The organism is Pantoea sp. RG18, from assembly GCF_025910075.1.
Lineage (GTDB): Bacteria > Pseudomonadota > Gammaproteobacteria > Enterobacterales > Enterobacteriaceae > Pantoea > Pantoea agglomerans.
The window spans coordinates 1,080,971-1,099,211 of record NZ_JAPCIL010000002.1; the positions used below are offsets into that span (position 1 = coordinate 1,080,971).

At 55.6% G+C, this 18,241-nt stretch carries 14 protein-coding genes; 7 read left to right on the top strand and 7 right to left on the bottom strand.

The features are described from left to right. Positions 1–10: 10 nt before the first annotated feature. Entirely contained in the window at positions 11–352 is a 342-nt protein-coding gene (locus OK409_RS05495; RefSeq protein WP_009090299.1) for a helix-turn-helix domain-containing protein, read from the bottom strand. A gap of 302 nt (positions 353–654) precedes the next feature. Here OK409_RS05495 and OK409_RS05500 point away from each other — a divergent pair, with 302 nt between their 5' ends. After that, complete coding sequence (locus tag OK409_RS05500) at positions 655–1,809, top strand: efflux RND transporter periplasmic adaptor subunit (protein ID WP_022625698.1); 1,155 nt, start codon at positions 655–657, stop codon at positions 1,807–1,809. 12 nt (positions 1,810–1,821) lie between these two features. Further along, a complete protein-coding gene (oqxB, locus tag OK409_RS05505; RefSeq protein WP_031593601.1) occupies positions 1,822–4,974 on the top strand; it encodes a multidrug efflux RND transporter permease subunit OqxB in 3,153 nt (1,050 codons plus the stop codon). Positions 4,975–5,341: 367 nt separating this feature from the next. On the opposite strand, the gene OK409_RS05510 is transcribed toward oqxB, so the two are convergent. The 4 genes from OK409_RS05510 to OK409_RS05525 form a co-directional block, all read right to left on the bottom strand. Then, positions 5,342–5,635: a contact-dependent growth inhibition system immunity protein gene (locus OK409_RS05510; RefSeq protein WP_010670096.1), complete on the bottom strand. Its 294-nt coding sequence runs from the start codon at positions 5,633–5,635 to the stop codon at positions 5,342–5,344. Between the two features lie 8 nt (positions 5,636–5,643). Then, positions 5,644–6,462, bottom strand: coding sequence for an RNase A-like domain-containing protein (locus OK409_RS05515; RefSeq protein ID WP_010670095.1), 819 nt, complete (start codon positions 6,460–6,462; stop codon positions 5,644–5,646). 271 nt (positions 6,463–6,733) lie between these two features. Then, positions 6,734–7,228: an RrF2 family transcriptional regulator gene (locus OK409_RS05520; RefSeq protein WP_010245324.1), complete on the bottom strand. Its 495-nt coding sequence runs from the start codon at positions 7,226–7,228 to the stop codon at positions 6,734–6,736. Between the two features lie 207 nt (positions 7,229–7,435). Beyond that, positions 7,436–8,620 carry an MFS transporter gene (locus OK409_RS05525; protein ID WP_264366846.1) on the bottom strand — a complete coding sequence of 395 codons (1,185 nt, stop codon included), beginning with the start codon at positions 8,618–8,620 and terminating at the stop codon, positions 7,436–7,438. 202 nt (positions 8,621–8,822) lie between these two features. Between OK409_RS05525 and tus the strand changes: the two genes are divergently transcribed. Continuing rightward, positions 8,823–9,752 carry a DNA replication terminus site-binding protein gene (gene tus / locus OK409_RS05530; protein WP_264366847.1) on the top strand — a complete coding sequence of 310 codons (930 nt, stop codon included), beginning with the start codon at positions 8,823–8,825 and terminating at the stop codon, positions 9,750–9,752. Positions 9,753–9,795: 43 nt separating this feature from the next. On the opposite strand, the gene fumC is transcribed toward tus, so the two are convergent. After that, the gene (gene fumC / locus OK409_RS05535; protein WP_264366848.1) at positions 9,796–11,193 is read right to left on the bottom strand and encodes a class II fumarate hydratase; all 1,398 of its coding nucleotides are present in this window, start codon (positions 11,191–11,193) and stop codon (positions 9,796–9,798) included. Positions 11,194–11,392: 199 nt separating this feature from the next. Between fumC and manA the strand changes: the two genes are divergently transcribed. Together manA and OK409_RS05545 are read left to right on the top strand one after the other, a co-directional pair. Continuing rightward, complete coding sequence (gene manA / locus OK409_RS05540; protein WP_022625703.1) at positions 11,393–12,568, top strand: mannose-6-phosphate isomerase; 1,176 nt, start codon at positions 11,393–11,395, stop codon at positions 12,566–12,568. Positions 12,569–12,700: 132 nt separating this feature from the next. Further along, complete coding sequence (locus tag OK409_RS05545) at positions 12,701–14,200, top strand: YdgA family protein (RefSeq protein WP_010245343.1); 1,500 nt, start codon at positions 12,701–12,703, stop codon at positions 14,198–14,200. Between the two features lie 44 nt (positions 14,201–14,244). Here OK409_RS05545 and malI read toward each other — a convergent pair whose 3' ends face one another. Next, on the bottom strand, positions 14,245–15,270 hold the full coding sequence (gene malI / locus OK409_RS05550) for a Mal regulon transcriptional regulator MalI (protein WP_264366849.1): 1,026 nt from the start codon (positions 15,268–15,270) through the stop codon (positions 14,245–14,247). A 174-nt stretch (positions 15,271–15,444) separates the two neighbouring features. On the opposite strand from malI, the gene malX reads away from it, so the two are divergent. After that, positions 15,445–17,034: a maltose/glucose-specific PTS transporter subunit IIBC gene (gene malX, locus OK409_RS05555; protein ID WP_264366850.1), complete on the top strand. Its 1,590-nt coding sequence runs from the start codon at positions 15,445–15,447 to the stop codon at positions 17,032–17,034. A 16-nt stretch (positions 17,035–17,050) separates the two neighbouring features. Continuing rightward, entirely contained in the window at positions 17,051–18,223 is a 1,173-nt protein-coding gene (locus tag OK409_RS05560) for a MalY/PatB family protein (protein WP_264366851.1), read from the top strand. Positions 18,224–18,241 lie beyond the last annotated feature (18 nt).

Consider the following 18,241-nt stretch of genomic DNA (forward strand, 5'->3'; position numbering starts at 1 on the left):
CCTGGCGAGGTTATGCTGCGTGCGAATCCCCGCTGTGCCGACGCCATGCACCCGGCGCGACGCCATACTGGCGTTTGAAGCTGCGGTTAAAGGATTGCTGAGAGTCGAAACCTAACGATATCGCCACATTGAGAATCGGTTCATCAGTGCTGGTCAGGCGGTCGGCTGATTTCTTCAGCTTCTTAACCCGGATGTATTCACCCAGTGGATAACCGGTGTGCTCTTTAAACATGCGCTGCAGGTGCCATTTGGAGTAGCCCGCGCGCTCTGAAACGGTATCCAGATCCAGACGTGCTTCGATGTTGTTATCAATCCAGTCGATTAAATCGTGAATAAAAGCATCACTCATCATTCCAGTCTCTCCTGTCGCCGTGGCGAAAAGTATTAGTATCAGTTGCAGTTACACTTAAGGGTGGCTGACTATGCCATTTAATGCAAGTTTTATTAGTACATTAAATGCCGCACTATTTGTGGGGTTTTAGCTAAGTTGTTCAGGCTTTCATCGCCCTGCCCTAAACCGCACATAAAGTGTATCTGTTATTCTTGCAGTTGCCAGCCACGCAAGCCTACACTCACCGCGATTAATTGCAATCTTAAAAGTTGCAAATATTGGCCTGCAGGCCGCCTGTTTATATCTATCGCGGAATAACAACAATGATTACGAACCGGGTTCGTCAGGGTTTAACCCTCTTAGGGATGGTACTGCTCATCACGCAACTGAGCGGCTGCGATAAGGGTGTGGCGCAAAACGCCGCTCCCCCGCCGCCTGAAGTGAGTGCCGCACCCGTGCTGATCAAACCGGTCAGTCAATGGGACAATTTCAATGGCCGGGTTGAAGCGGTGCAGAGCGTGCAGTTGCGTCCGCGCGTCTCTGGCTACATTGATGCCGTTAACTATCGTGAAGGCGATGAGGTCAGAAAAGGTCAGGTACTGTTTACCATTGATGACCGGAGTTACCGCGCGGCGCTGGAGCAGGCCAAAGCGGAACTGGCCCGGGCGCGCAGTCAGGCGAGTCTGGCCCGCAGCGAATCGGGCCGCAGCGAGAAGCTGATCGGCACGCAGGCGATTTCCCGCGAAGCGTGGGAGCAGCGTCGTTCTGCAGCCAGTCAGGCGCAGGCGGATGTGCTGGCCGCAGAGGCCGCGGTCGATATGGCGCAGCTGAACCTCGACTTCACCCGCGTCACCGCGCCGATTGATGGCCGCGCCAGCCGGGCGATGATCACCGCCGGTAACCTGGTGACCGCCGGCGACAGCGCCAGTGTGTTAACCACGCTAGTGTCGCAGCAGCAGATGTATGTCTATTTCGATGTCGATGAGAACACCTTCCTGAACTATCAGGCGATGGCGCGTCAGGGCCAGCAGCGCCATGCGCTGCCGGTTGAGATTGCGCTGGTCGGCGAACAGGGTTTCCCGCACCAGGGCAAAATTGACTTCCTGGATAACCAGCTGACCGCCAGCACCGGCACCATTCGTATGCGCGCCCTGCTCGACAATCAACAGCGGCAGTTTACGCCTGGCCTGTTTGCCCGCGTGCGTCTGCCCGGCAGCGCGCAGTTCGAGGCGGTGCTGATCGATGATAAAGCGGTATTGACCGACCAGGATCGCAAATATGTCTACGTGGTGGATGGCGAAGGTAAAGCGCAGCGGCGCGATATCCAGCCTGGCGCGATGGTGGATGGTTTGCGCATCGTTAAATCGGGTCTGCAATCCGGCGACAAGGTCATCATCGCCGGTCTGCAAAAAGTATTTATGCCCGGCATGCCGGTCACTGCTCAGCCGGTCGCCATGCGTGCGGCAGTCGCTCAATAACCCGAGGCCGCTATGGACTTTTCCCGCTTTTTTATCGACCGGCCCATTTTTGCTGCGGTGCTGTCGATCCTGATTTTTGTGACCGGGGTGATTGCCATCCCACTGCTGCCAGTCAGTGAATATCCCGACGTGGTGCCACCCAGCGTACAGGTGCGCGCCGAGTATCCAGGCGCTAACCCGAAAGTGATTGCGGATTCCGTGGCGACGCCGCTGGAAGAGGCAATCAACGGCGTCGAAAACATGATGTACATGAAGTCAGTGGCCGGTTCTGACGGCGTGCTGGTGACCACCGTCACCTTCCGTCCAGGCACCGATCCTGATCAGGCGCAGGTGCAGGTGCAGAACCGCGTAGCGCAGGCGGAAGCCCGTCTGCCGGAAGATGTGCGTCGGCTGGGGATCACCACCCAGAAGATGTCGCCGACCCTGACGCTGGTCGTCCACATGTTCTCACCGAACAATACCTACGATTCGCTCTACCTGCGTAACTACGCCACCCTCAAGGTGAAAGATGAGCTGGCCCGCCTGCCGGGTGTCGGTCAGATCCAGATTTTCGGCGCAGGCGAGTATGCGATGCGCGTCTGGCTTGATCCCAATAAAGTGGCGGCGCGTGGTCTGACCGCCTCTGACGTGGTAACGGCGATGCAGGAGCAGAACGTGCAGGTCTCTGCCGGTCAGCTGGGTGCCGAGCCGCTGAAAAAACAGAGCGATTTTCTGCTGTCAATCAACACCCAGGGACGACTGGAGAGCGAGCAGCAGTTTGGCGATATCATCCTGAAAACCTCGGAAGATGGTTCGCTGGTGCGGCTGCGCGATGTGGCGCGGATTGAGATGGGCTCGGGCAGCTATGCCCTGCGCTCGCAGCTGAATAACAAAGATGCGGTCGGTATCGGCATCTTCCAGGCGCCTGGCGCCAACGCCATCGACCTCTCCAATGCGGTTCGCGCCAAAATGGATGAGCTGGCGACCCGCTTTCCCAACGACGTGAAATGGGCCGCGCCTTACGATCCGACGGTGTTTGTCCGCGACTCGATTAAAGCCGTGGTGCAGACCCTGCTGGAAGCGGTCATTCTGGTCGTGCTGGTGGTGATTCTGTTCCTCCAGACCTGGCGCGCCTCGATCATTCCCCTGCTGGCGGTGCCGGTTTCGATAGTCGGTACCTTTAGCGTGCTCTATCTGCTTGGCTTCTCGCTGAATACGCTGAGCCTGTTCGGGCTGGTGCTGGCGATTGGTATCGTGGTGGATGACGCCATTGTGGTGGTGGAGAACGTCGAACGTAACATTGAGATGGGGCTGTCGCCACGCGCCGCTGCGCATCAGGCGATGCGTGAGGTCTCCGGGCCGATCATCGCCATTGCGCTGGTGCTGTGCGCGGTGTTTGTGCCGATGGCGTTTCTCTCTGGCGTCACCGGGCAGTTCTACAAGCAGTTCGCCACTACCATCGCCATCTCTACAGTGATCTCTGCCATTAACTCGCTGACGCTCTCGCCTGCGCTGGCGGCGATGCTGCTGAAAGATCATCACGCGCCGAAAGACCGGCTGACGCGGATCATTGATGCGCTGTTTGGCTGGCTTTTCCGGCCGTTTAACCGCTTCTTCCAGCGCAGTGCCCATGGTTATGAATCGCTGGTGGGCCGTACGCTGCGTCGCCGTGGCGCCGTGTTTGGCGTCTATATTCTGCTGCTGGCGGGTGCCGGATTTATGTTCCACACCGTGCCGGGTGGATTTATTCCGACGCAGGATAAGCTCTACCTGATTGGTGGCGTGAAGATGCCGGAAGGTTCCTCTCTGGCGCGCACGGATGAAGTGATTCGTAAGATGAGCGAAATCGGTATGCAGACCGAAGGCGTCGCCTATGCGGTCGCGTTCCCTGGCCTGAATGCATTGCAGTTCACCAATACGCCGAACAGCGGCACGGTGTTCTTCGGTCTGAAGCCGTTTAATGAGCGCAAACATACGGCGGCGGAGATCAACGCTGAGATCAATGCGAAGATCGCTCAAATCCAGCAGGGCTTTGGCTTCTCGATTATGCCACCGCCGATTCTGGGGCTGGGCCAGGGCTCGGGCTATTCGCTCTATGTGCAGGACCGCGCGGGTCTGGGTTATGGCGCACTGCAGACGGCGATTAATACGCTGTCGGGCAGCATCATGCAGACGCCAGGGATGCACTTCCCCATCTCCTCTTATCAGGCCAACGTTCCGCAGCTTGATGTGAAGGTAGACCGGGATAAAGCCAAAGCGCAGGGAGTATCGCTGACCGCGCTGTTCAGCACGCTCCAGACCTATCTTGGCTCGTCATATGTGAATGACTTTAACCGCTTTGGCCGCACCTGGCGGGTGATGGCGCAGGCTGACGGGGATTTCCGCGACAGCATCGAAGATATCGCTAACCTGCGAACCCGAAACGATCGCGGTGAGATGGTGCCGATTGGCAGCATGGTCAACATTACCACCACCTACGGTCCCGACCCGGTGATCCGCTATAACGGCTATCCGGCGGCGGATTTGATTGGTGATGCCGACCCACGCGTGCTCTCCTCGGCGCAGGCGATGAGTCAGCTCGAAGCGATGTCCGGTCAGCTATTGCCAAACGGCATGAACATCGAGTGGACCGATCTGAGTTATCAGCAGTCAACGCAGGGCAATACCGCGCTGATTGTCTTCCCGATGGCCGTGTTGCTGGCGTTCCTGGTGCTGGCCGCGCTGTATGAGAGCTGGACGCTGCCGCTGGCGGTGATCCTGATTGTGCCGATGACCATGCTCTCTGCGCTGTTTGGCGTCTGGCTGACTGGCGGTGACAACAACGTCTTCGTCCAGGTCGGACTGGTGGTGCTGATGGGGCTGGCCTGTAAGAACGCGATTCTGATCGTCGAGTTTGCGCGGGAGCTGGAGATTCAGGGCAAAGGGATTGTGGAAGCGGCGCTGGAAGCGTGTCGCCTGCGTCTGCGTCCGATTGTGATGACCTCCATCGCCTTTATCGCCGGTACAATACCGTTGATTCTGGGTGAAGGCGCGGGTGCAGAGGTGCGCGGCGTTACCGGTATTACGGTCTTCTCCGGCATGCTCGGCGTGACGCTGTTCGGCCTGTTCCTGACGCCGGTGTTCTATGTGGCCCTGCGCAAGCTGGTGACGCGCCGGTCAGGTAGTGCATCGTCCGTGACGGCGTAAACCGTAAAAGTTAAAAGGGGCGACCATATGATCGCCCCTTTCTTTGCCTGTGATTCACTGATTTCAGCAGACCCCGCCTCGCAGGTTAGCGCCGCTTCAATCTTTCATTCAGCGTTTCTCTGAATCATTATTCATCTTTGATCTTCAGCGTTCTGCTTATCTGCTTATCTGGATATCAGGAATGAATTTTCCAAATAATAAATTGATTAATAATATAAAATTTAAAATTCATACCACATACATCGGTACTCTTCAGTGAAAGCGAAGCTGGCCCTGACACGTCTTACGCTCCCTCTCTTCATCTGCTATTCACTAAGCCAAAACTCCACTCACAGTCATTAACCGTATGACCCTTTAATCCTTTAAGTTAAAGTCTGGCACTTAAATGACTTTTTATCTTTTCCAAAAAAGTCCGTACTGTTTCTCCCCAGGGTTCAGGATAGAACTCTCCCTGACTGATGGATTCAAACGCCTCTGTAAGTGCTTGATCATTTAAGGACAGTAAATACTCTGCTTCCTGACAGACCTTTGCTGCTGTTTTTGGGTTCTCAGTTTCTAAATAACTGTCCAGTACTTCTTCTACCGTTTCCCCAAAAAGATCATAATCCTGACCAAAAAAAACCCGAATAAGCGTTCCAGTATTTTTATAACTTTTATTCATTGATAGCCTCAGAAAGAAGGATATGAAGTCAGAAGATAATAGGGTTTGCCGTTAAACACTTTACGGTGCAAAACAATCCTGACAGCATACGCTTCCAGACGAGTTGTACTGCCTTGCCTGAAACCATAACCGACTACGGTTCGGGACTGCCAGCTTAATTCCAGTATGCTTTCGCTTTTGGCGGCAGCCCAATAGATGATCTTCCAGCGGTTCGCTTTCAAACCGGCGCTTATGAATCGCTCTGCCTGCTCAATATTAACAAATGAACTTGCAAGCGGCGTTTTAGGACTTCGTGCAAGACGCGCGAGCAAATCCGCTTCGGAAATATTTACATGCTTAGCAATAGTATGTCCGCCAGCCTTAATACCTTTAACGGCTTCATGCTCAGCCAGCTTTAACTTACCGAAGCGTACAGAGGCGACACGTGCCGCTCCGGCAGCAAAGGCAAAGGCCGTCGGAACAGAAATATCGACCATTAAACCTATATTCATTGCGCTCTTATTATCGGCGCCAAGCTTTTTAGCCGTCGCTGTGGCCAACTGGAAAGTTGCTGTACGCGTATTTCTGCCTGTCAGTACCTGATTAGCCGCAGCATGAATGCTATCCAGACTATGTACGCCAACGACAACGCATGCCGCTTTTGTCAGTCCGGATGGATCTGGCGCTATGCACAGCGCGGTTGCTCCGGTTAATTCAAGTGTCCCTAATGCAAGATTCAACCCACCGTATAAGCGGTTACTGAGTGATTCACCTTCAGTAACCGTTTCATCCGAGAGAGCAGCAGTGAGCTGAACCGGGGACATCATGATTTTTATATCATCATCCATAATGAAGCCTCATGTGAGCAGTAGATACGTGGCTAAATAGTCTCTTCTTTTCAGATTTTAGATCCACTAAAAACCAGAAAATAGATTTTACATGAATGTGTTCACCTGTCATTTCAGAAAACGAAAAAAACATTAATGTTGTTAAGGATGCTGAATTTTCAAATGTTTATCAGATTCAGCGTGATAACCGACCCCAGGAAAGTGAGTTATTGGCTTATGGCAGATTTAAGGCAGGAAGTTAGTGACCAGCAGGCATAAAAAAAGCCGCTAATCAGCGGCTTTTTTTGCAGAGATCATCAATCTCTTCGGGTTCAGGTTCCGGCACGGCGGTGCAGTTGCTGGTGTCGCGTTTCTTCAGTTCGTTCAGTGCGTCTGCCACGGTGCGTTTTGCCAGCACATCCAGCGACGCCTGCTCGGCTTCATCGGCTATCGACTTGAAGTACCAGCAGAGGTTGGCACTGACCAGACAGCGCGGCGCGACGTCAGGACGCGCGGCCCAGATTTTTTTGTCTTCGATCACGGAGACATAGATATCCCGCAGGGTAATTTCTGCAGCAGGACGGCCCAGATGAATCGAACCGGTACGGCCCAGCGTGGAGACGATAATGCCGTCACGGGTCAGCGGGACCATTAATTTTCGTATGAAACTGGGATTCGCTTCCAGCCCGTAGGCCAGAATCGCGCTGGTAGAGCGTTTTCCCATTTGCTCCGCCATCGCTACGCTCAGAACCATTTGCAAAGCTGTCGGGAAGCGGTAATCAAGCATTTCTTTATCCTGAGTTGCGGTGCATCTTATTGTTTTATTGCCGCATAAGTGAACAATCAATGAGCAATAAATATAACAAACACTGTTGCTTTTTTGAAGCAAACCGGCGGTGACAAGGCACGTATTCACCAAAGCCTGAGGCCCGATAGCACAAGGTGCTTAGCCTGCTAACGGCCCTCTTCCTGCGGAGCAAGGAGAACCGTTCCGTTATGCCGTGGTGGCCGATGTCGCCGGCAATCGCTGCTTCAGCGCCATAACCAGTACCACGTTAAAGATTGCCAGGGCGCAAAGCAACCACAGCGTCGCCGATGCTCCCATCTTTTCAAACACATATCCACCTATCAGCGGCGTCAGTGCCTGCCCCATCAACGCCGGGCGGGCCATTTTACCCACCACAATCGCATAGGACTCTGGTTTGACCATCGCCAGCGGTAAAGTTCCCCGCACGATGGCACGTAAGCCATTTCCTGCGCCATACAACACCATGCTCAGCAACGCCATCTGCGGAAACAATGCCAGCAACAGCAAGCCCAGTGCCACCAGCCCGACGGAAAAAAAGGTGGTACGGATGGGATGACTGCGTTTAAAGGCGATATCGACGAGTCGGGATCCTACCTGACACGGGCCAAGTACGGCGCTGATCGCCAGCGCCGAGGTCAGCGTATGGCCACTGGCCTGCAACAAGGCGATAAGCTGCACGGAAATAGCCGTCATGATCACTGACGCCAGGGTAAAAATGGCACACAGCAGCCAGAACAGCGCAGGCGCAATCTCCGCCGTGCCAGGCTGTGGACTCAGTTTTTTCACAGGCCGCTTAGCATGGCTATCGGGTAAGGCAAACAGATAGGCGGGCAGCACGCAGACGACCATCAGTGCCGCAATTATCAGCGACGCGTTTCGCCAGCCGAATCCGTGGATTAACAACGCCGTTCCCGGCCAGACTAGCGTGGTGCAGAAGCCAGATATCAGGGTGATACCGGTGATCGCTGCACGCGCCTGACCGCCATAGCAGGTGCCGAGCGTGGCAAACAGTGCGTCATAAAGACCCATCGCCATACCGATGCCAATAATTACCCAGGCAAACAGAAACAGCGGCAGAGAGTGGCTATAAGCCATGATCACCAGCCCTACCGCCATCACCATGCCACTCAGTGCCAGCAACAGGCGGCCACCGGTGCGGGCGATAATCCTGCCTGCCAGCGGTGACAGCAGGCCCGATACCAGAATCCCGGTCGAGAGTGCGCCATAAATCCACTGCTGTGACCAGCCTGTCTCAGCCGCAATCGGATTCGCCATCACCGCCATCAGGTAGAACGACCCGCCCCATGACAGGATCTGCACCCAGCCCAGGGTAATAATGGCGGCGATGCCGGGTTTATTGTTCTGATTCACAGGCAATCTCCTGGTTAGCAGGCGAACCGTTTTTATAACATGTTCTGTGATAAGCCAAAATGCGTGATGCCATTTTGACTGGATAGCTATGCAGGCCGCACGATTGTGAGTACAAGCCTTTCAGTATGTTGTAACTATATGGCGCTTGCATCCTCGTCAGGCTTCTGCCACATTGTGGACGTTGTAACTATGGAGGCACAACATGACGCGCTACGACTTAGTGGCTGATATGCATCAATGTGTAAATGACCTGGAACTGGCGCTGGGTGAATTGCGTCAGCAGATTGAAGCGCAGCCTCTGCTGATCGCCCGCGTCTTCAGCCTGCCGCCGGTGGTTAAAGGTCGCGAACATGAAGCGATCACCCGGATTGCCGTCGAGCAGCATCTCGGGGAGAGCGCGTTAAAGATGGCGCTTGACCACTACTGCCGCCTGTTTATGCAGCATCAGTCAGAACAGCTGAGCACCAAGGCTGCCGTGCGCTTGCCTGGCGCGCTCTGTATCGAATGCGACGCGCAGCAGGAGGCGGAGATCGGCGCACTGGTCGACGTCATCAATCAGCTGAAAGCACGGCTGGAGCAGCTGATTACGGTGGACTCTGGCCTGCCGAGTGAAGCGCGTTTTGAGTTCGTCCACCAGCATTTGCGCGGGCTGATCACCCTGAATGCCTATCGCACTATCACCCTGCTGAGCGCACCGGACAGCCTGCGTTTCGGCTGGGCCAACAAGCACATTATCAAGAATCTCAAGCGTGAAGAGGTGATCGCCCAGCTGGAAAAAAGCCTGAAGTCGGGACGTGCAAAAGCGCCGTGGTCACGTGAACAGTGGGCGGAAAAAGTGCAGGAGGAGCTGGCAAGCGTGCGCGCCCTGCCCGCCTCAGCACGGCTGAAAATCAAGCGCCCGGTGAAAGTCCAGCCGGTTGCCCGCGTCTGGCGCGCGGATGAACAAAAACAGACTCAGCTGGCCTGTCCTTCTCCGATTCTGGTTATCTGTCGCGATCGCAGCCAGGTTCCGGTTCTGGGTGAATTGCTTAACTACGATGCCGATAACATTAACCATCGTAATAAACCTGCTGCAGAACCGCTGAATCTTTTAATCCCCAGACTGCATCTGTGGGTCGATTGTCCGATATAAATAATAAAGGCCAGCATTCGCTGGCCTCTGACTCACTCAAACCTTACGAATTCATGCTGCCGACCATCTCTTCCGGACGAACCCAGGCATCAAACTCCTCTTCGGTAAGATAACCCAGCTTCAGCGCCGAGCCTTTCAGCGTCAGCCCCTCTTTGTGCGCCTTCTTGGCAATTTCTGCCGCTTTGTCATAACCAATATGGGTATTCAGCGCCGTCACCAGCATCAGCGATTCGTTAAGCAGTTGATCGATGCGCTCACGCACCGGCTCAATGCCGACCGCGCAGTGATGATTAAAGCTGTCCATGCCATCCGCCAGCAGACGAATCGATTGCAGGAAGTTATGGATTACCATCGGACGGAACACGTTAAGCTCAAAGTTACCGGATGCGCCGCCCATGTTGATCGCCACATCGTTACCCATCACCTGACAGCAGAGCATGGTCATCGCTTCGCACTGGGTCGGGTTAACTTTACCCGGCATGATGGAGCTGCCTGGCTCATTTTCCGGGATGGCGATTTCGCCGATGCCGCAGCGCGGGCCGGAAGAGAGCCAGCGCACGTCGTTCGCGATTTTCATCAGAGAGGCGGCCAGCCCTTTCAGCGCGCCATGCGCATGCACCAGCGCATCACAGGTTGCCAGCGCCTCAAATTTGTTTGGCGCAGTAACAAACGGCTGCTGCGTGAGATCGGCCAGCGCCTTCGCCACGCGCACCGCATATTCCGGATGGGTATTCAGGCCCGTACCTACTGCCGTGCCGCCCAGCGCCAGTTCCGCCACGTGCGGAATGCTCTGCTCAATATGCTTCAGGTTATGCTCCAGCATCGCCACCCAGCCGGAAATCTCCTGGCCCAGAGTCAGCGGCGTGGCATCCTGCAGGTGAGTACGGCCAATCTTGACGATATCTTTGAAGGCGTCGGACTTCTGGCTTAAGGTCTTCTTCAGTACCTGAATCTGAGGGATCAGCTGTTCGCGCAAGGCTATAACGGCGGCAACGTGCATCGCCGTCGGGAAGACATCGTTGGAACTCTGGCTCTTGTTCACATCGTCGTTGGGATGAACCAACCGCGCCATTCCGCGCTCGCCGCCAAGGATTTCACTGGCGCGGTTCGCCAGCACTTCATTCATGTTCATATTGGTCTGGGTGCCGGAACCGGTCTGCCAGATCGCCAGCGGGAATTCATCCGCATGCTTGTCAGCCAGCACCTCATCGGCCGCGCTGACAATCGCCTCGGCGCGGTCAGCGGGCAGCAGTCCCAGATCGCGGTTAACGCTGGCCGCGGCGCGCTTGGTCAATGCCAGTGCATGCACCAGCGCGGTCGGCATTTTTTCGGTTGAGATGCGGAAGTGCTCCAGTGAGCGCTGTGTCTGCGCGCCCCACAGTTTGTCTGCCGGTACGTCGATGGGGCCCATTGAATCTTTCTCAATGCGATTGGCTGCCATGAATACGTCTCCTTCATCTGGTTTTTAAAAGAATGACCGCCCGGTACGTCATTACGATCGACTGCCGGGCGGTCAGGATAGTAATACACAATAATTTAACATTATCAGAGCTTAGCGTCCTTTTGCGCTGGAGATGTATTTTTACCGGCAGTTTCTGCTTTAATACTGGCAATAATTTCCCGTGATAAAGGGTTATACAATGCAAAAAATGAACAATACGCTGCAAAACTACGCATGGGGCAGCAAAACTGCGTTGACTGAGCTTTACGGAATCGCCAATCCACAGGGACTGCCGATGGCGGAACTCTGGATGGGCGCACATCCGAAAAGCCCCTCCACCGTGATTGACCAGGGCAGCGAGCGTTCGCTGCGTGACGTGATTGATGCCGCGCCTGCCGCCATGCTGGGCGAAGCGGTGGCGCAGCGTTTTGGTGAACTGCCCTTCCTGTTCAAAGTGTTGTCTGCCGATCAGCCGCTGTCGATTCAGGTCCATCCCAGCAAACGCGCGGCCGAAGTGGGCTTTGCCCGTGAGAATGCGGCGGGTATTCCGCTGACAGCTGCTGAGCGTAATTATAAAGATGCCAACCACAAGCCGGAGCTGGTCTACGCGCTGACGCCCTTCCAGGCGATGAATGGCTTTCGCACCCTGACGGAGATGGTCTCACTGCTGGAGCCGGTTGCGGGCGCACATCCACAGATAGCCCATTTTCTGCAGCATCCCGATCAGGATACGCTGGCCGCGCTCTTCTCTACCCTGCTGTCACTGGAGGGTGAGGCGAAATCGCTGGCGCTGGGCATCCTGAAATCCGCGGTTGATGCACAACAGGGTGAGCCGTGGCAGACCATTCGCATGATTGCGGCAGAGTATCCTGACGACAGCGGCCTGTTTTCGCCGCTGCTGCTGAACGTAATCACGCTGCAACCGGGCGAGGCGATGTTCCTCTACGCGGAGACCCCGCACGCTTATCTGAAAGGCGTGGCGCTGGAGGTGATGGCAAACTCTGATAACGTGTTGCGGGCCGGTTTAACCCCGAAATATATCGATATCGCGGAGCTGATGGCGAACCTGAAGTTTGAAGAGAAGCCAGCCAGCACCCTGCTGACCGAACCAGAGCAACAGGGCAACGCGCTGCGCTTCCCGATTCCGGTGGAGGATTTTGCCTTTGCCATTCATACCCTGAACGCAGAGCCACAGCCGCTGGCGCAGCAGAGCGCCGCACTGCTTTTCTGCATCGAAGGCCAGACGGTGATCGCCAAAGGCGAGCAGCAGGTGACGCTGAAACCAGGTGAATCCTGCTTCATTGCCGCCAGCGAATCCCCCGTAACGGTCGCAGGCACGGGCCGACTGGCGCGGGTATTTAACGACTTAGGGTGAAGCGGCTGACGGAGTGCCTGTTAACTGCTATTATTTCAACCTATTAGCTTTTAAACGCCTGCGGGCGTTTTTCTTCAGTCGCTGGGGTAAACCTGCGGCATAAGCGGACTCAAGGATAAGGACGAATCAGCAATGAAAAAGACCAATGTTGCCGTAGGTGTCATCATCGCACTGGGCGTAGTCTGGACTGGCGCGGCATGGTTCACCGGCAAGCAGATTGAAAGCCACAGGGATGAGCTGGTGCAGAACGCCAATGCCCAGCTGAATGCTTATGCCCCGAACAGCCGACTGAAGATCAGCTATCAGGACTATCAGCGCGGCGTGTTCAGCAGCAAAGTGAATCTGGTAATTCAGGCCAACTCGCAGACGGAAGATAATCCTCTGCTTAAACCAGGCCAGAGTATCATCCTGAACGAAACCATCGATCATGGCCCTTTCCCGTTTGCTCAGCTGAAGCATTTCAATCTGATCCCGAGCATGGCGTCGGTTCATACCGAACTGGCTAACACCGATGCGGTGAAAAAGCTGTTTGAGCTGACCGGCAACAAGTCACTGATTAATGCCGATACCCGTATCGGCTACAGCGGTGCCACCGATACGGCGCTGCGCGTTCTGCCGGTTGATTATCAGAATGCGCAAAGCGGCGAGCGTCTTGCTACCAATGGTGGCACCTTCAACGTCAGCGCGGATAACAAAGGCGACAAAGTGTCGCTGGACAGTGACGTTGATAGCCTCGCGCTGACCAGTAAAAATGAGATGGGCCAGCCGGTGCTGTTCACCATTAATGGTCTGAAGCTGAGCGGTAACACCCATCTCAGCCCGGAAGGTGTGCGCATTGGCGACCAGTCAGTGGATATTGAGAAGGTCAATGCCAGCATCAATGGTCAGGACGCCCTGACGCTGCACAAAATGAAAGGCACCTCCTCTTTCGATAACAGCGCCGGTAAGATTGGCGGCAATATCGACTACAAAGTTGAAGGCATTCAGCTGCAGAAGCAGGATTTTGGTCAGGCAGCGCTGAAGATGAAACTGTCACAATTTGATGCGCAGGCGGTAAAAGCCTTCTCCGATCGTTACAACGCGCAGATGCAGGAACTGCTGAGCCAGCCTGGCGTCGCGGAAGATCCTATCCGCTACCAGGCGGGTGTGCATCAGATTCTGATGAGCAACCTGCCGATGCTGCTGAAGGGCTCACCTGCGATCAGTATCGCCCCGCTGAGCTGGAAAAATGATAAAGGTGAAAGTACCTTTAACCTGAACGCTAATTTCAACGATCCCTCTGCGGTGACCGGCGAAGCCCAGACACTCAGCGCCATGGTTGATCGGGTACTGAAGAGTCTGGACAGCAAGCTGGTCATCAATATGCCAATGGCGACCGAAACCATGCATAAAGTGGGACTGGCTGAAGGATATCAGGCCGATGACGCACAGAAGCTGGCAGATCAACAGGTGAAAGGACTGGCGGCGATGGGTCAGATGTTCCGCCTGACCCAGCAGCAGGATAACAATATCGTCACCAGCCTGCAGTATACCAACGGTCAGGTGAACATGAACGGCGACAAAATGACGCTGGAGCAGTTCCTCTCCCGCTATATGCTGGGTATGCCGACCAGCGAGGGGATGCCGCAGTAATTCTCTACTCTTCCTTTAAAGGCGACCTCTCCGGGTCGCCTTTTTTATGCCGAGCCGCGAATAACCAGCTGCGGCGGCATAATCACGTTCTGCCGGGCGGCATCGGGTTGCGCTATCCGTTGCAGGATACGCTCAGCTGCCACACGGCCAATCTCCCGGGCTGAACTGGTGACAAACGTCAGCGGCGGATCGGTCAGTTCCGCCTGCGGTTCATCGCCAAAGCCCATCAGAGCCAGCTGCTGATCGTAATAGCTGTCGACTGCACCCCGCGCGAATGTTCGCCCGGTGCGCAACAGCCCAAAATAGCATCCCAGCGCGGTAGTGGCGTTATAGGCCAGCACGGCAGTCAGCCGCGGATGGTGCTGAAACAGCTGTACCGCCGCGTCAGCCGCCTCTTTTTGCGTGTTACCGCATTCAATAATCCACTCAGGCCGGAACGGCAGCCCATATTGCAGCAGGGTGGCGCAGTAGCCGCCAAGACGTTCTGCCCGGGTCAGTGATGCGCTATGGCCGCCCAGCCAGGCAATGCGCTGATGCCCCTGACGAATCAGGTATTCTGTGGCCAGACGCGCAGCCTGAGCATTATCGGGGCGGATAGCGTCCACCTCCTCCAGGCTACTGGCGCGCGCGGCACAGACTAAGGCCATATTCACCTCTCTGGCCCGCGTCACGATCTGGCTGGCCTTATCGGCACCGCCTCCCAGCACTACGCCATCCACTCCCTGAGCGACCAGTGACTCAAAGCAGTGATGCAGATGCTGTCCCTGGGCGCCGCTCTGCGTCAGGAACAGCAATTTGCCCTGCTTCTCCAGCGCTTCACTCAGACCTGCCGTCATTTCGGCATAAAATGGCTGGCTGAGATCGCGGACGATCAAGCCAATCACGCCACTCTCACCCCCGCGCAGCATGGTTGCCGAACGGTTGCGCACGAAACCGAGTTGCTCAATGGCCTCGTTCACGCGCGCCATGGTGGCCGCAGAGATCCGTCCTTTGCCGGATAACACCAGCGATACCGTGGTCACCGACACGCCCGCCGCCGCCGCAACATCATTGATGGTGATTTTACTCATCAGATTACTCAACTGAACTACAGCATTAGAAAACAAGGTAAAACGTTACACCTTATGACGTCAGAATTATATCGTCCATGACCTGAAGAGTGTGATTCAGCGCGCATAAGATTCAGGTAAAACGTTTTATCATCCCGCCACTTCACTCAGTGGTCCGTTTATCCAGGAGCGTTCATGTCACCCTCTCACCAAAAAATGTCCGTCTGGGAATTTTTCCAGAGTCTGGGCAAAACCTTTATGCTGCCGGTTGCCCTGCTTTCCTTCTGCGGCATCATGCTCGGGATTGGCAGTTCGCTGAGCAGTCGTGATGTCCTGACCCTGTTACCTGTGCTGGATCACCCCTGGCTGCAATATCTGTTTCTCTGGATGGCCAAACTGGGATCGTTCGCCTTTAGCTATCTGCCGGTGATGTTCGCCATTGCGATTCCGCTGGGTATGGCGCGCGAGAACAAGGGCGTGGCAGCGTTTGCCGGCTTTGTGGGGTATGCCGTGCTAAACCTCAGCATCAACTTCTGGCTCAACATCCACGGCATTCTGCCAACCACCGATGCCGCCGTGCTGAAAGCTAACAACGTTCAGCCGATCCTGGGGATCCCGTCGATCGATACCGGCATTCTTGGCGCGGTCATTGTGGGTATTGTGGTGTTCTGGCTGCATGAGCGCTTTCATAACATCCGACTGCCCGATGCGCTGGCTTTCTTTGGCGGCACCCGGTTTGTGCCGATTATCACCACGCTGGTGATTGGTTTACTGGGACTGGTCGTCCCGCTGATCTGGCCTTTTTTCGCGCGGGGTATCACCGGATTAGGCTGGATGATTAACAGCGCGGGTGATTTTGGCCCGATGATCTTTGGTACCGGCGAACGTCTGCTGCTGCCGTTTGGCCTGCAGCATATTCTGGTCGCCATCATGCGCTTTACCGATGCAGGCGGCACACTGGATGTGTGTGGCAAGAGCGTGAGTGGTGCCTTAACCATTTTCCAGGCGCAGCTCGCCTGCCCGGAAACCCACGGTTTTGCTGAAAGCGCGACCCGCTTCCTGTCACAGGGTAAAATGCCTGCCTTCCTGGGTGGTCTGCCAGGTGCTGCCCTGGCCATCTATCACTGCGCTCGCCCGGAGAATCGTCATAAGATCAAAGGCCTGTTGATCTCCGGTGTGGTGGCCTGCGTGGTCGGCGGCACCACCGAACCTATCGAATTCCTGTTTCTGTTTGTCGCCCCGTTCCTCTATCTGATCCACGCCCTGCTGACCGGCGTTGGCTTCAGCATCATGGCGATACTGGGCGTCACTATCGGCAATACAGACGGCAATATCATCGACTTTGTGGTGTTTGGTGTGCTGCACGGGCTGTCGACCAAATGGTACTGGGTACCCGTTGTCGCAGCGATATGGTTTGTCGGTTACTACCTGATTTTCCGTTTCGCCATTCTGCACTTCAATATCAAAACACCGGGCCGCGAAGTGGAAAGTGCCAGTGCGGTTGCGCAGCAGGTCAGCAATGCCGGTAAAGGCAAATCTGTCTATAACTCACCGGCTATTCTGGCGGCACTTGGCGGCGTGGAGAATATTACCTCGCTGGATAATTGTCTGACGCGTCTGCGTCTGACCCTGGCGGATATGAGTAAAGTAGATGATGCGGCGCTGAAAGCCAACGGCGCGATAGGTGTGGTCCATCTTAATCAGACCAGTCTGCAGGTGGTTATCGGTCCACAGGTGCAGTCGGTGAAAGATGAACTGTCACACCTGATGAATGTCACTGCCTGATGTGCCGGAGCCGATAATGTTTAACTTTGACGAAGTCATCGATCGCCGCGGCAGCTGGTCGACCCAGTGGGATTTCGTGGCTGACCGCTTTGGCGTCCCCGATCTGCTGCCATTTACCATTTCGGATATGGACTTCAGAACTGCGCCAGCGGTTCAGCAGGCGCTGGCGCAGCGCGTAGCACACGGCGTGTTGGGTTACAGTCGCTGGCAGCATGACGATTTTCTTTCCGCCTGCTGCCACTGGATGTCCAGCCGTTTCGGCTACCAGCCCGATGCTGACACGCTGGTTTATGGACCCTCGGTGATCTATATGGTGCCGCAGATGCTGCGCCGCTGGAGCTACCCGGATGATGAAGTGGTACTCCACACCCCCGCCTACGATGCTTTTTATAAAACGGTACGCGGCAATCAGCGACAGGTGCTGGAGATGCCGCTGCAGCGGGATAACGGTAGCTGGCGATGTGATATGGCCGCGCTGGAGACGCGCCTGGCGCGCCCGCGCTGCAAAATCCTGTTGCTCTGCAGCCCGCACAATCCCACCGGCAAAGTGTGGACAGCAGCTGAGCTGCAACAGATGGCGGCGCTCTGCGATCGTCACGGCGTGCGGGTGATCAGCGATGAAATCCATATGGATATGATAGTGGGTAATCAGCCCCATACTCCGTGGGCCAGCGTGGCGCGCAGTGACTGGGCGCTGTTTACCTCGGCGTCGAAAAGCTTCAACGTGCCGGGCCTGACCGGTGCGTGGGGAATCATCCCGGATGTGGCAGACAGAGCCGCCTGGTTTCAGGCGCTGAAAAATGCTGACGGCCTTTCGTCGCCGGCCGTGCTGGCCGTCACGGCACACGTTGCCGCCTACCGTCAGGGCGCACCCTGGCTGGATGCGTTACGCAGCTATCTTTATAATAATTTCACACTGGTTGCCGATCGCCTTAACGCTGAGTTTCCCGCACTGAACTGGCACATTCCCGAGGCGACCTATCTCGCCTGGCTCGATATCAATCCGCTGGGCATTCCTGAAGAGGCCCTGCAACAGGCGCTGATCCAGCAACGGGTCGCAATTATGCCCGGATCGACCTACGGTGATGCAGGCAAAGGGTTTTTGCGTCTTAACGTTGGCTGTCCGCGCAGCAAAGTTGATGAGGGCGTTTCACGCCTGATTGCGGCGATCCATCAGTTGCAGGGCTGACATTAACCGGCGAGGCAA